The following is a 15,383-nucleotide window of genomic DNA, read 5'->3' as shown; positions in this document are numbered from 1 at the left end:
AGTTGCCAGAGAAACACTCTTTTATTAATCAATTGGAACAGTGAATGTAAAAATACTACCCTTTCCAACTTCACTTTCAACCCAAATATTTCCATTGTGCATCTCAACATACTTTTTTACAAGAGATAGGCCAAGGCCAGTACCGCCAAATTTTCTGTTAGCGGATGAATCTACTTGTTTGAAAGGATCAAAAATACTTTTGAACTCTCCTTCAGGAATTCCAATGCCTGTATCTGAAACAGAGACATGGAGTTTCCCATCAGTAATTTTTGTAGTAACCTGGACTTCACCTTTTTCAGGTGTGAATTTTATTGCGTTGCTAAGCAGGTTATACATGATATCCCTGAATTTTGACCTGTCAACCTGTATATCTGGATTTTCATGCTTAAAACTGACATGTAAATCAATTGCTTTCTTTTTTGCCATGGGGCTCACAAGCGTAATTGTATCATCAATTATTTCTTCAATATTTACAGATTCAGGCACATAATCCATATTACCAGATTCGACTTTTGAAATATCAAGAATATCGTTAATCAAGTTCAACAGATGGTCTCCACTTTTTAGAACATTAGATACATATTTAATTTCTTTATCGTCCAGATGATTGGAGGCATTCGTTTTCAGCACCTGGGAAAAACCGAGAATTGAGTTCAGAGGTGTACGCAATTCATGACTCATATTGGCAAGGAATTCAGATTTGGAAAGGTTGGCTTCGTATGCAATTGTTTTTGCTTGAATAATAGCATCTTCAGCATTTTTGCGATCCGTTATATCAATATGAGTGCCTGTCATCCTTATGGGTTTTTTGCCGTCTTCACTCCATTCAACGACACGCCCACGGTCTTGTACCCAAACCCAGTGACCTTTTTTATGTTTCATACGCAGATGACACTCATAGAATTCGGTATCACCTGCAAAATGTTTGTTTAACAATTCTTCAGCCAGCTTGTAATCTTTGGGATGAATCAGGTCAATCCATGTATGAATATTAATAGGTCTAAGTTCATCAAGTGTATATCCAACAATTTCAGCCCATCTTTCGTTAAAAACCGTTTCACCACTTTGGACATACCAGTCCCAAATTCCCGCTTTGGAACCTTGTAATGCAAGATCCAATCTTTCTTCACTTTGCTTAACTTTTTCTTCTGCAAGTTTACGGTTAGTTATATCCTGAACATGGACAAGATAACCATCTATACAATCCATACACAATGCAGATATTTTCACACTTATATAAATAATACCTGAACGACTTGTTTTGTACAAGTCTAGATTCTTGACCAAGTCAAAATCAAAAGTGGTTTCGTGCTCAATCGTTTCACCTGCAAGCAATTGTTCTCTTGTATCAGAAGGTAAATTTGGATCCTCAAAAAGATTGAAACCTTGTACCTCTGCAACATCAGATATACCAAAAAGTTTCAGGCAGGAAGTATTCGCATCAATTAAGTGTCCTTCAGAATTGTAAATTTCAATGGGAATCGGAGATTCTAAATAAATTTCCTTAAATCGTTTTTCACTCTTCTTTAATACTTTTTCCATAGATTTACGTTCAGTAATATCTAAAAGACTAACAAGCACCCCTGATTCTCTATCTATATTTATAAGGCAAGTCGAGACAAGAAATGTCAATTCTTTTTCTTTTCCCTCTACAGAAAATGGAAGCGTGGCTTCCACCATATCATGAGGATTGCCTGTTTCAAAAGTTTCCAATACTGTGTTTCTAACAGTACATTCGTCACAGAAAGGACCATATCCACAACCCCCAGGATCATCAAGATGATGCAGACATCTTAAGGCTTCACCGGTCCTTAAACCCATCAGGTTTTTTGCAGAGGACTCTGTGAATTTTGCTCCATAGTCATTTATATTTCTAATCCTACTCTCATTATCCAATAACATCATAACTATAGGAGCATTTTTGTATATAGCTGCAAGTTCATCTTCACTTCTTATTATCTCTTCTTCGGCAAGTTTTCTTTCCGTTATGTCTATATGTTGTAGAATAACATCAGTTGGATATGTCTTTAAAAGAGGGCTAACATTCAGTAAAAACCAGCGTCTTTCATCTGGACTGTGACAGGGATACTCCATTTTGAATATCGGCTTTTTTCCAGATATTACATCCCTGATTCCTTCTGCTGCAATTGAAGCCCCATCTGAATTCTGGCCTGTTGCATCATCACATACTTTAAGGTAATTAGTTCCTTCATCGCATTCATCTGGATTCAATCCATTATCTATTGCAAACTGTTTCCAGCTTTTATTAGTATAAGCGATAACTCCATCTGGAGATATTATTGCGATGTTATCTTCCCATAAATCAAATAATTCAGCACCAATCATCAAATCATGCTCAACAAAATATTAATATGATACACTGGTAATTATATTTAGAAACTATCTTATTTAAAATATTGCACTAGCCCTTATATTAATATTTCTCATAGAAAAATTGATGAAATTAATGCTGACAATTTAATCCTATAAATGGCTCATAAGTGTGATCCAATAAAGGCAAAATGTAAATGCATTTTCCTCAGACATGGAGAAACAGCCAAAATGACATATTTGATCCAATTCTTTTGGATATACAAATACCTGGGATGGGATTGAATTATTAGAGAAACTGAAAAAATTAAAAAATATACGTAATTAAAGTTGGCAATGCATCATAAACTCTAATGTGCTGACCTGTATCGGTATCATATAAATCAGAAATTATTCAAATCGATATATTTATAATACATACAATCTAAAAGAAGTAAAAGTTATATAATTATATTATTTTGTACATAATATTGATAGGCGTTTGTTGTTGCTATAACAGAAAGTGGTATATATGGATGATATGATACAATCTGATTTGTACCATTTTTATGAAATTGTAGAGGAAGGAATCTGTTTTCACGAAATGATATATGATGAAGAAGGTATTCCTGAAGATTATATTATCACTGGTTTGAATCCCGCTTATGAAAAGATACTGGGCTTAAGTAGGGAAAATGTTATTGGCAAACGTGCTTCAGATATATATGGATGTAAAAAACCTCCTTATATTGATGTATATTCTCAAGTTGCAAAAACTGGTAGAGCAACTAGATTTGAAACGTATTTTCCACCAATGAACAAATATTTTACTATATCTGTATCCTCATCCCAAAAAGGTAAATTTACAACTGTTTTCAGTGATATTACTGATATGAAAAAGGCACAAAAAGAACTTGAGGAAACAAAAGAACGGTTTGAATTAGCCATGGATTCAGCAAACCATGGTTTTTGGGATTGGAACCTGGATACAGATGAAACATTTTTTAGTCCAAGATATTACACTATGCTGGGATATGAACCAGGAGAACTTCCCATGAATGTAGATACGTGGGTCGGTTTGATGCATCCCGAGGATAAAAAAAGCGTTCTTCCGCGTATTCAGAAATTTGTTGAGAATGCCCAACCCTATGAGGAAGAGTTTCGCCTGAAATGTAAGGACGGAACATGGAAATGGATCTCTGGAAAAGGCAATACGTTTGAAGTTGACAAAAAAGGTATTCCTCATCGAGCTCTTGGTGTACATGAAGATATAGATCAACGCAAAAAGACTGAGAAAAAATTAACTGAAAGTGAAAACTTATATCGGGCTGTAGTTGAAAACAGTCATGATTCGGTTTATATAGAGCAAGGAAATAAATTTATTTTTGTTAATGATACCCTGTGCAAAAACATAGGGTACACAAAAGAAGAATTGTATAAAATAGATCTCTTTGAATTGGTTCATCCTGATGATAGAAAAAATATTCAAGAAATTCATCAAAAAAGAAAACAGGGAAAAGAAGTACCTCGTATCTATGAAGCCAAAGTATTAACAAAAGATGGATCCACTCTGTATTGTGAGTTTGCAGTAACTTCAATTGAGTATGAAGACGAATATGCAAATTTGGCCAATGTACGTGATGTTACCCAGCGAAAATTGATGGAAGAACAATTAAGAGATAAATTGAATCAATTGCAGCTTATAAATGAAAATATACCGAATGTCATCTGGAAAGTTGATATTGATGACAATTACGAAGTTAGAAATGCATATATATCTGATGCTGTAGATGAATTTTTAAACCTTCCTCCAAAAACCATAAACAATGATTGGCAAAAATATTTCAACTATATAAAACCAGAATATATTCCAAAAATAATGGACGCTTTTAAATTAGATTCCTCCAAGCTTGAAACAAAAATGTCACTTGAATATGAAGTAGAAAAAGCAGATGGAACAAATGCATGGTTTTTGTCGAGTGACAGGGGTTTTAGGAGGGAAAACGGGCTATTTCAGGTTTATGGTACAACTACTGACATAACTAACCGTAAGAAAATGGAGATTGAGCTTAATAACCAAAAAGATGAAAAAGAGATGCTGCTGGATACAGTAGACATTCAAATATGGTATCTAAGCGATCCAGATACGTATGCACTTGTTAATGATGCACATGCTAACTTTTTGGGAATGGAAAAGGAAGAGATTCAGTACAAAAAATTGACTGATTTTTTACCTCTAAATGTAGCAAATGTGTGTAGAGAAGGAAACTTGCGAGTATTTACTTCAGGCAAACAAGTGGATACTATCGAATGTGTTAAAGATCCAACAGGTGAAGAGCGTCTACTTTCAATTAAAAAAGTGCCAAAGATAGGAGACAACGGAGAGGTAGATTCTGTAATATGTACTGCATTAGATATCACCAAACAAACTCGATTAGAACATTTAATGCAACTTCAGATGGACATAGCGTTCGGTATGAGTGCGACTAACGATCTGGAGGAGGCACTAAACCTGTTATTGGATGAGATGACGGGAATCGAGACTGTTGATTCTGGTGGAATCTATATAGTAGATGAAGACACTGGAGGTCTTGATTTAATTATCCAAAAAGGCCTATCCAATAAATTCGTGAAAGAGAGCTCATATTATGAAAAAGATAGTCCTCAAGTAAAACTGATTAGTAAAGGCAAACCAATTTACAAAAAATACGATGAATTGAATCTCAACACAACTAGAGACAAAAAATATGAGGGATTGACAGCATTGGCCATTGTACCTATAATGGTTAACAAAAAACTTGTGGCGGCCATGAATTTAGCCTCACATACTCATGAAAGTATACCCGACTATTCTCGAAATATGATTGAAACCACTGCTTCGATGGTTGGTAATATAATAGAAAATAAAAAAATACATGACAGAACAAAGAGGCAAAGAAGAGAACTCATTAACTTTTATAACAATTTAAACGATTTGGTGTTTATTTTGGATATGAATGGGAATATCATTACTACGAATAAAATGGTTGAATTGAAATTGGGATATACATCTGATGAATTGAAATCAATGTATGTGCTTGATGTACATCCTCCCGAAAGAAGAGATGAAGCCCATACCATTGTTGAGGCTATGGTAAAAGGTCAAAAGGATTCATGTCATGTACCTCTTATTGATTGCAAGGGAAATGAAATACCTGTCGAAACTAAAATAACATATGGTACATGGAAAGGAAAGAATGTTATATTTGGTGTCTCGCAAGATATTAGTGAGCAAAAGAAATTTGAAGATGCTCTTATTCAAGCAAAAACAATTGCAGACGAAGCCAACCTTTCCAAATCTGAATTCCTTGCCAATATGAGTCATGAATTGCGTACACCCCTTAATTCAATAATTGGGTTTTCTCAGGTTTTAGATGGAGAACAATTTGGAGAACTAAATGAAAAGCAGCACAAGTATATTTCAAATGTAGAATCTAGTGGAGAATACTTACTGGAACTAATTAATGGTGTTCTTGATCTATCAAAAATTGAATCAGGTAAAATGGAACTGGAACCTGAACTGATCGATGTGCCTGCATTGATAAAAGAGGCGAGTATTTATGTCAAGCAGCTGGCAAAGGAAAAGAATATCCATCTTGAAATTGATATTTCACCTGATAGTTTTGAGATGTGTATCGATAAAATAAAACTAAAAGAAATTATCCACAATTTACTTAGCAATGCGATAAAGTATACTCCAGCAAATGGAAATGTATGCCTTAAAGGATCTATTGATGATAAAAAACTGAAAGTATCTGTTATTGATGAAGGAATTGGTATAAGTCCAGAATTACAAGAAACGATTTTTGACCCTTTCATACAGGCAGGTTCTTTTTCTAATAAAGAGTATAAAGGAACGGGATTGGGTCTTGCGCTTGTAAAAAAATACGTAGAGATGCATGATGGAGAGATCGGGGTCGAAAGTGCAGTCGGTAAAGGAAGTACTTTCACGTTTAATATTCCTTTGAAATAACACAAACTTATAGGATGTGAAGCTAATGGCAAAAATACTGGTTGTTGAAGATAATCCAATGAATATGGAACTTACTGTAGATCTTCTTGAATCATATGGTTATGAAGTCGAACAGGCTGAAGATGGATCAGAAGCTCTTGATATCGTTAATGAAAATTGTGATCTTGATTTGATCTTGCTGGATATGCAGTTGCCCAAGATGGATGGACTTGAAGTTTTGGACCATCTCAAAAAATCGGAGAATTCAAAAAACATACCTGTAGTAGCACTTACAGCGCATGCGATGAGAGGGGATGAAAACAAATTCATCAATGCTGGTTGTAAGGGATATATCTCCAAACCAATTGATATACATAAATTCAAGGAAACAGTATCATATTACGTAGATTCCTGAAAGCAATGAAAAAGATCAAAATCTGACATAGAGGAGATTACCATCTTCTCCAAATTAGGATATCTTCTTCTGATATGAGGAAAACAACATTTAAGATATATTTTACTTTACCTGGAAAAACAAAGCAAAGTAGTATCGTTATGATTTAAAGCAGTATTTCAACACTTCATCTGCTCAAAATACACAAAATAACCGGCCCTTCACTCCCACTTCTCCCTCAATCCCACCGCCAGCACGAACGCCGCTGTCACAAGTACTGCCAGAACCAGCAACGAGGCACGTGCACCGTACTGGTCCAGCATCACACCCGCAATCACCGGCCCCAGCGCTGCACCGAGCCACCGAATCATATTGAACGTACTCATTGTGGTACCCAGTATGCTTGAATCGGTACGTACAACTTCGTCTACCAGGATGGTTGAGGTAAGTGTTACAACCGGACTGAAACACAACCCCACCAGGGCGAAATTCAGGGCGATTGACAGGGGGTCCACTGGCATCCTGCAGAACAAGATTAAAGCGACCGCTGCCACGAATGTGACTGCGACCAGAGGTTTTTTCCGGCCGATTGTATCGGAGCATTTGCCACAACCTGAAGCACTTATCGAACTGACTGCTGCAAACGGTACGAACAATAAACCGGTAGTTGATGTAGATATACCCTGGTCCTGGGCGAAGAAGGGCAGCACGTAGGTTGCACCGATGGAAGCCATGTTGCAGAACATCGCTATAAAGGTCACAAATAGGATGGTGCGGGCTTTGAAAAGATTGAGGGACAGGGTCATAAGTTTCAGGAAATGGGTATTTTCCCGATATTTTGGAGCAGTCTCTTCCAGCAGGAAAAATACAGCACATACAAGAAAAACGATCAATGAAAGTGTCTTGAAGACAAATCGCCATCCGTATTCTTCCCCCAGTGTACCCCCGGCTATATATCCGGAAATCGTACCCAATCCCACAGCAATGGCTATTATACCCATTGCCCTTCCCCTCTCCTTTAATTCATAAAGGTCACCAATCATCGTGAACGAGGTCGAAAAAAAGATTGCAGCCCCAATTCCTGAAATAGCACGTGCCCCAAGAAGGCTGAGAAAGGAATAAGCAAAGGACGTCACAAATAATCCGCTGGAAAAAATAAATATACCGCCGATTATCATGGGCTTTCTTCCGAACCTGTCTGACATCATGCCAAAGGGAATCTGGAAAAAGGCCATACATATCATGAAAATTCCCGCCACCCAACCCAGGTTTGAGCGGGAAATGTTGAGTTCTGCAGCTATGGGTGGCAGCAGGGGAATAAAAGATAAAAGGGCCAGGAAAACACAGAAGGTCCCCACGAATAAAAGGGCAAGTTGTCTGGATAGATGCTTTCCTGATAGATTTTTCATTTTTTCTCTCGTAATTTACCTGCATCTGGAAGCTAAATACAGGTACTTCATGAATGGACCACTGCAGAGCTCTTTGTATCAAAAGGATTGGTTCGCATTGCCAGAGAGAAGAGGTATGAATGGTTATGCTTTAAATACTTCATGTAAGCCAGCCATTCTATAACAAGCCTGCTATAAGCCCTTTTTATATCCAGGGCCAGGTGATCGAGATCCGACTCAGGGAGATCTTCCAGGTCCGCGCGGCTGACCAGCTCCTCCATCAGGTGGAAGACCGCCCGCAATAAACCCGTGAATGATTCATGTTCAAGCAGAGAAGGATTTTCAAGTAAACCTGCCATAAAACTGCGGTGTTTTCTCAGGAAATCACGCAGGAAGACAAGATCCACGTTGCCTATATCCACCGAATATTCATAATTGCGCAGGAATGTAGTAATTTCCTCAAAATCTTCATCAGTCCAGTCTTTCCTTACAATTAGCCGATTGCGAACATTTTCAAGACCTGGATCGGCGTCTGAAAAGAAAGCGAGCAATTTCGTTCCCACTTCGCTGAAAAAAACACCGATAACCATATTCAATTTATCAAGCCGCTTGCTTCTCTCCATATCACTAAGCAACTTATGCAATATCATCGTGACAAGCAAAACCTCTATTGGAACAAATGCTATATCGCTCACGAGGAATATGAATATGTGGTGTGGATCATGAAAAATCAGGTAATGGAAGAAGTAAATAATGGTTGATGCAACCACCAGCGTTATTCCAAATATTTTGTAACTTTTTGAAATGTCCATGAATTGGTATCTCCTGTATAACAGATATTCTTAAGCCATCAAATATGTTTGTTCTTCCTATATACGATTTGGAGAAATAAAAACTTATAATTATACTACAAAAAGCAACTATGAACAAATTAATAAAAATATTCCTGGTATTTACTATTATCACTATAGCAGCCTCGGTCCTATGGACCAACCACCAGAACCAGATGTACGAAGATACTTTCCAGAGCGAGTATCAGTATGATGTCAGCATAAAAACATTGCAGCCGCTTCATAACGTGACGCTGTATTTACCCCTTCCTTCTGATGGGAATGAATCTTTTTTTTCAGAGGCCCTGAAATCAGAGAACAATCTGAACAAGCCAACCGGCTGGAACTGTACCATTAAAGAAACCAAACACGGGAAAATGCTGCAAATCACAGCACATGAAATTGACCCTGAATTCCATTCAACTCCGGTTCCAATAGAAGAAGGTCAGGGTGAAGGACTGAACCGTACAATAAACGAATCCACTGAATATTCAGAAGATACGCCTGTACCCTATCCAGAGAGTTTCAGCATCTACCAGAATGGTGATCATGAATTGAACACAAGAAACCCTCTGGAAAATGAAGTTACATTCATACCAAAATACAACATAAAAGAAGTTGCAAACCAATTCCCCAATGAAGACAATGAAAATGTTAAGACGTACCAATACGATAGCCGTCTTTATGCAAAGTACAACACAACTGCAGAAAATACGGTAGATATTTCCATGAGTTTTATGGGAATGAACAATTGGTGGATCTATGGCTGGAGTGGCAACCAATATTATGAACATCTGTACATAACCCTGGAAGGAAGCCTGGACGGTTGGGTCCCAATCGTAGGGGAAAGCGTTGCTGGTGAAGGGAATTATCGGTGAAAGACGAAGTTATTCCCTCTTATTTAGTTTCATTAATATAATAGATGAATATTAATTACTCCGTTTTTGAGGGTTATCCTTTTGATTCCTATTAAACATAATTTTACCATCTAATCTATACTTTGTTTTGAATTTTATTTGTTTGAAAAGTATGTAAACTATAGGAGGAGTGGAAATGGTAAGTTTTGGAGATGTTGTTGACGTAGTAGCAGGAGTGGCAACCGGCGGATTATATACGCTTGGTAAATCGATTTATGAGAGCAGTGAATCTGCAGGGGATGCTGCAGAAGCCGCAGGTATATCCATTGCGATAATTGGCTCGACAATCCAATCCGTAGGAGAACAGCTAAATTCTTTCCTGCAGGAAACAGAAGAACTCATAGCCATAAAAAGGCTGAGCCCCCGGGCAGAAAATGATCTCTGGGAAGAAGAGAAAAACAGACTTGATGAATTGAAACTTGAAAAGCAGGAATTGTTGCAGCAACTTCAAAATCTGGGTGTGGAAGACCCCCTGGATTTTTCCTTTAATTTCTGGGACATGATTTCAGATATGGAAAATGTACTGGAAAAGTTCGAAATCCTGTCAAGAATCGCAGCTATCAACGGTCAGATGATGGAAATTCTCTACAAGGAACCGGGAGTTCTTACCACCGGGATATACAACGCAAAAGAAGTTCTTGAGCGCCTGAATACCGTAGAACAGCCTATGATAGAAGATGTTCTCGGAGGAATTGATGACAATCTGGAGGTTAGTGAAGAAGTATTGACAGAAACAAAGAAATTGTTTGTTACCAGAGAAAAGGTACCTATATCCATTACAGACCTTAAACCTGCACAGAAACTAAAACTTGACAGAATAACTGCACGTAAAGCCTACTTCAATGACCTGATAGAACGCAAAGGTGAGATCACATCATCCCTGCAATCTGTAATGAAAGAAATGCCTGTTGCAAAATTCGAAATGAACAATGACATCATTCAACCTGTGGGAATGATTGATACATCGGACTACCTGAAAATTCCAACATCCGGTTTATTAAAGCAGGATTCATCCAGTTTCATGCCAATAAGTGATGATAATGAAGTTAAAAGAACCTTTAATCCTGATGATTTGAAAAAAAATAAAGAGAACCAATTTGCAAAGATTGACACAGGAAAAAGGGATTACCAAAATACGGAAGAAAAATCTGGATTTAAAGACAAAATACCTGCAAGCACAGAGGCAAACATTTCAGCTATAAGGAATTCATTAGGATCTTCAGGAAAACGTTCACTGGAAAAAGCACAGCCTGTGGGTGCAAGGGTTTCAGCTTCCATTGCGACAAAATTTGATGGCTACCAGCGCAATTTTGATCATATAATGGCCCAGAGTTCCCTTTATGAAAGGCAATTGCATAAACTTGAAAAAGAAGAATTGCTGCTTACCCATGTGTGGAAAGATAAACCCGGCATTATCCCACAAACCCTTGATGAAGCTCATGGGATCCTGGAAAGTTTGCGTAGCGATCAACAACCACGCATTAATACCGTACTGGACAACCTGAATGATAATCTTGAAGAATCAAAAGAGACACTTTCAAAAGCAAACGACACAATGGATTCAGTACAACAATCCCTTTCAATATTCGATTTCAATACCACATGGCTCAAATACGGAGTAATGGCAATCGGAGGGCTTGTTGTATTGAATTTACTTATGGGGCTTATAGTGCTTACACGTACGGCTTTTGGAATATAAAGAAAAGAGGGGCAAAAGGACCCTTTCACAATTTTATACTTTCTTTTTAAGTATATCCCTGAACTTGACCCATCTGCGAGTCATGATTACAGTTTTATCGGTACCACGAATGACCTGTTCAGGGAACACACCCCTCAGGAAGTTCTTGAGGAAGGGACGGGTGGTTGCGCCCAAAAAGATCACATCATGATTCTTTGCCTCTTCAGCAATTACTGACACTGCATCATCACCAATGATAAACTTGCTTTCTGTTTTCACTCCCGATAAGTGAGTGGAAACCCCCTGGAATGCCTTTGTTGCACCTTTCCTATCCTCATCCGAAGAACCAACATTGAGCATTGTAACAATACCTTTTTCTTTCCTGGCAAGACTACGTGCCATCTCTGCTGCAAGAATAGCATGAGGTCCTCCTGCCGTGGGAAGCAGGACATTCTTCATGTCCTTCCATTCCCGGTCAGCTTCGAAACGGGCAACTACCACGTCACAGGAAGCCTTGAGCAATAATGGATCAATGGTACTGCCAAGAACAACGTCTTGTCTGAAGGTCCGGCCTCTCCAGCCCATAACCAGCATATCAGATTCTTCTTCTTCCAGAGTAGCCAGTATGGTATCAGGTGCAGACCTGCCTACCTTGATGATACCGCCTGCAGGTACATCAACTGAATTGATAAGTCTGTGAATAAATTCCTGTTTTTCTGGCAGGTACTCATCAGCAGCCGAGAATGGCGTCTGTTCAGGCAGGGTTATCACACTCAGAAAAAGGATTGTCCCGTCTTTCTCCTTTGCCACGGAACGGGCAAATGATGCAAGTTTAAAGGCACTTTCCTCATCCTTTATAGGGACCAGGATTCTGTAACCTTCTTCCCGAGCAGGTTTTCTTTCATACATTTTCTTACGGCTGACCCTGGCACGTTTTTTAAGCTCCTTCTCTGAGTAAGAGAAATAGATGAAAGAACCCAGTATAACCCAGAGGATAGTAACTGCAACTACAAATGCAGTATTTTCGATTTCAGTTACCATATAATATCCAATAAAAATCTGCACAACGATTGCAACCAGGGGGAGATAGGGTGCAAAAGGCATCTTAAATGCCCTTTTCAGGTCAGGTCTTCTAAAGCGGAGAATTATGAGGACCATGTTGACCAGAATGAAGAGAATCAAAAACATCACATTTGCAGCTGAGGCCACCGTTTCGATGGGAAGCAGCGCCATTGACGCTATGATCAGATAACTGAAAAGGATTGCAAAATGAGGCGTCCGCCTTTTTTCATTGATGGTTGAAAGGGAATTTGGTAAAAATCCCATCCTTCCCAGGGCAAAGGCCACCCTTGATGAGGAATATACGGTGGCGTTCATTGCACTGATAGTGGAAACGAAACCACCCACCAGGATCAGCACCGAACCAAAGGATACTATCTGGCTTGCCACCCTTATCATACTGAATTCACCAAGTTCACCCAGATAAATCCAGTTGGGAATACCTACTTCAATACCTCCTATCAAAGCAAAAGCGACTATTATGTAAATGATAACAGCTGTCCACAGGGAAATAAGAACAGCTTTAGGAATGTTATGTTCCGGCCTTTTGACTTCCTCACCACTCTGCACTATGATTTCATATCCCTCAAAGGCAATGAAAGTCAAACCCATAGCTACCAGGATACCTATGAAACCGTTGGGTGCAAAAGAAGGATCACTGAAAAATGAAAATGTCCAGTCGGGTTGGGTAATTGTTTTGTAAATGCCAAAACCGGCAAAAACTACCAGGATAGCAATTTTAAAAAGTGTGACAAAACCACCGAGGCGACCACTTTCCTTGGCTCCCATGAAATTTATGAGAGCCATAAGGGAAACAATCACAAGAGCTGATATTTTTATCAGCATTCCCTGATCAAACTGCTCATATCCCAGGAAATTAACAATGAGTTCTGAAAAAAATGCACCGAAAGTTACTGCATAGAGGGCACATGCGATAGTATGTGCTGCCCAATCAACCCAGCCGGAAAGAAAACCCAGATGGTTTCCCATACCTTCCCTTACCCACAGGTAACTTCCACCGGCTTCAGGCATTGCAGAACCAAGTTCAGCGTAAGCCAGCCCTGTAAAGGTGGCAATCACACCATTGAGAAGAAAAGCAAGCATCACTGCCGGCCCAGCTATACCTGTGGCTATACCGGTGAGGGCAAAAATACCGGCCCCTATCATTCCGGCAAGTCCGATCATTGTAATATCAAAAAGGGTAAGATCCCTGCTCAAACTGACACGTATATTATCGTCGGGCACAAGGGAAGAGAAAAGGAGAACTACTTAAAAAGATTTTCTCTTTATGTGTCTGCATTTTTGGATACAGGGACATAATTGTTATCGACTTCCAGTTCTTATAGAAATATTAATTCATGCAACATCCGGTGTATTTCGGAATACATGATCCTTCAACATCCCGTATTCATCAAAACAAATACGTGATGTCAGGAAAATTGCAAGTGTCACACATGTAACAGTGGATACATAAACAGAAACCATTACTGCAATCTGGTATTTGATCGCCAGGAACGGTGATGCTCCGGCTATCAACTGGCCACTCATCATGCCGGGAAGGTGAACTATTCCTATAGTAGAAATATCTCCAACAGCCGGTTTCAGGGAAGAACGGAGACCTTTTCTTACATAGGGCATAAGTGCCTCATTCATTCCGGCACCAAATGAAAGCCTTGAAACATAGCGGTTTTCATTTCTTTTCAGGCTGCTGTAGAAATTTCCTACACCAATTATAGTTCCGCCAAGGGAATTACCAAGCAATATACCACCTATGGGTATGAGGTAGGGAGCTTCAAACACATTGGCCAGATCAATTACAAAGGCATTCACATACATAAGGATCAGGAACGTACCTCCCAGGAAAGCACCAAGTGTTGGAAGATAGAGGGATTTAAGATCCATTTCCTGACGCTGGACGGACTCAAAGGCTGCAAATGAAACCATCAGGAAAAACCACAATAAATTCAATACAGGATTATTCATATCAAATACAAATGTCAAGAAGAGACCGGCAAGGAAAAGCTGTATCGTCATCCTGAGAATAGCTGTAAGGGATTCTTTACCCATATTCAGCCGTACATATCTCATTATTAATAAAGGAATTATGAGCAAAAGAAAACCAAAGAATAAACCTGTATAAGAAATCTCATCAGGCATTTATTTCACATCCATCAACAAAGACTTCATCCATAGCTACTCTATCCCATGTGTTGTCGTGGGACACAACAAGAAGTGTCCAGTCTTCATTTTCAAGAAAGAAGTCCACAACCTTTTCCTTAAGTTCGGGATCCAGTGCCGATGTGACTTCATCAAGCAGGAAAATCTCCTTGCCCAGTAACACTGAGATTATTATGCATATTCTCTGTTTCTCCCCTCCAGAAAGACCTTCAAACTTCTTGTACACAATGGACCTGTCAAGCCCAAAGTATTCAAGCAGGGAATTACGCTTCCTGTGATACTTTCTTCCCCGGTTATGGTCGAAAGAAAATATTTCGTTGATCAAATCCTTGACAATTCCCTCACCGATATCAGTATCCTGTGATACATATGCGATTTCTTTCCTGATGTCCCATATGTTAGAGGACGAAACTTTTTTGCCCCTGTAAAAAACCTCTCCATCATCGACACGTAAAATACCCAAAAGTATTTTGAGAAGAGTTGACTTACCGCTTCCTGACCGCCCTTTCAGAATTAACTTATCACCCAGATTGACAGTCAGGTTAAAGTTAGAAAAAAGACGGGAACCATGAAAATCAACACATATATCCTTATATCGTATCAGTTCTGAACTCATTTATAGACCTCACTCAAAAACC

General features: G+C 38.8%; 10 protein-coding genes. 4 read left to right on the top strand and 6 right to left on the bottom strand.

Annotated features, from left to right (window positions below; translation table 11 throughout):
- Window positions 1-24: 24 nt before the first annotated feature.
- On the bottom strand, window positions 25-2,346 hold the full coding sequence (locus EFE42_RS01825; protein ID WP_123135647.1) for a PAS domain S-box protein: 2,322 nt from the start codon (window positions 2,344-2,346) through the stop codon (window positions 25-27).
- Between the two features lie 496 nt (window positions 2,347-2,842).
- Here EFE42_RS01825 and EFE42_RS01820 point away from each other — a divergent pair, with 496 nt between their 5' ends.
- Window positions 2,843-6,322 (top strand): PAS domain S-box protein, encoded by a 3,480-nt coding sequence (locus EFE42_RS01820; protein WP_123135646.1) that lies wholly within the window; start codon window positions 2,843-2,845, stop codon window positions 6,320-6,322.
- 25 nt (window positions 6,323-6,347) lie between these two features.
- Entirely contained in the window at window positions 6,348-6,716 is a 369-nt protein-coding gene (locus EFE42_RS01815; RefSeq protein ID WP_123135645.1) for a response regulator, read from the top strand.
- Between the two features lie 200 nt (window positions 6,717-6,916).
- Here the strand turns inward: EFE42_RS01815 and EFE42_RS01810 are convergent, their stop codons facing one another.
- Both EFE42_RS01810 and EFE42_RS01805 read right to left on the bottom strand, forming a co-directional pair.
- The gene (locus EFE42_RS01810) at window positions 6,917-8,104 is read right to left on the bottom strand and encodes an MFS transporter (RefSeq protein WP_123135644.1); all 1,188 of its coding nucleotides are present in this window, start codon (window positions 8,102-8,104) and stop codon (window positions 6,917-6,919) included.
- 47 nt (window positions 8,105-8,151) lie between these two features.
- Window positions 8,152-8,895 carry a hypothetical protein gene (locus tag EFE42_RS01805; RefSeq protein WP_123135643.1) on the bottom strand — a complete coding sequence of 248 codons (744 nt, stop codon included), beginning with the start codon at window positions 8,893-8,895 and terminating at the stop codon, window positions 8,152-8,154.
- 110 nt (window positions 8,896-9,005) lie between these two features.
- On the opposite strand from EFE42_RS01805, the gene EFE42_RS01800 reads away from it, so the two are divergent.
- Entirely contained in the window at window positions 9,006-9,791 is a 786-nt protein-coding gene (locus EFE42_RS01800; RefSeq protein WP_123135642.1) for a hypothetical protein, read from the top strand.
- 175 nt (window positions 9,792-9,966) lie between these two features.
- Window positions 9,967-11,529: a hypothetical protein gene (locus EFE42_RS01795; RefSeq protein WP_123135641.1), complete on the top strand. Its 1,563-nt coding sequence runs from the start codon at window positions 9,967-9,969 to the stop codon at window positions 11,527-11,529.
- 33 nt (window positions 11,530-11,562) lie between these two features.
- On the opposite strand, the gene EFE42_RS01790 is transcribed toward EFE42_RS01795, so the two are convergent.
- The 3 genes from EFE42_RS01790 to EFE42_RS01780 form a co-directional block, all read right to left on the bottom strand.
- Window positions 11,563-13,812: an amino acid permease gene (locus tag EFE42_RS01790; RefSeq protein WP_123135640.1), complete on the bottom strand. Its 2,250-nt coding sequence runs from the start codon at window positions 13,810-13,812 to the stop codon at window positions 11,563-11,565.
- A gap of 111 nt (window positions 13,813-13,923) precedes the next feature.
- Window positions 13,924-14,724 (bottom strand): ABC transporter permease, encoded by an 801-nt coding sequence (locus EFE42_RS01785; protein WP_123135639.1) that lies wholly within the window; start codon window positions 14,722-14,724, stop codon window positions 13,924-13,926.
- Window positions 14,717-15,361: an ATP-binding cassette domain-containing protein gene (locus EFE42_RS01780; RefSeq protein WP_123135638.1), complete on the bottom strand. Its 645-nt coding sequence runs from the start codon at window positions 15,359-15,361 to the stop codon at window positions 14,717-14,719. The genes EFE42_RS01785 and EFE42_RS01780 overlap by 8 nt, the downstream gene beginning before the upstream one ends.
- Window positions 15,362-15,383 lie beyond the last annotated feature (22 nt).

The sequence above is a fragment of the Methanohalophilus sp. RSK genome (genome assembly GCF_003722075.1).
Lineage (GTDB): Archaea > Halobacteriota > Methanosarcinia > Methanosarcinales > Methanosarcinaceae > Methanohalophilus.
The sequence above is the reverse complement of the archived record's forward strand: the minus strand, read 5'-3'. Positions and strand labels throughout refer to the sequence as shown.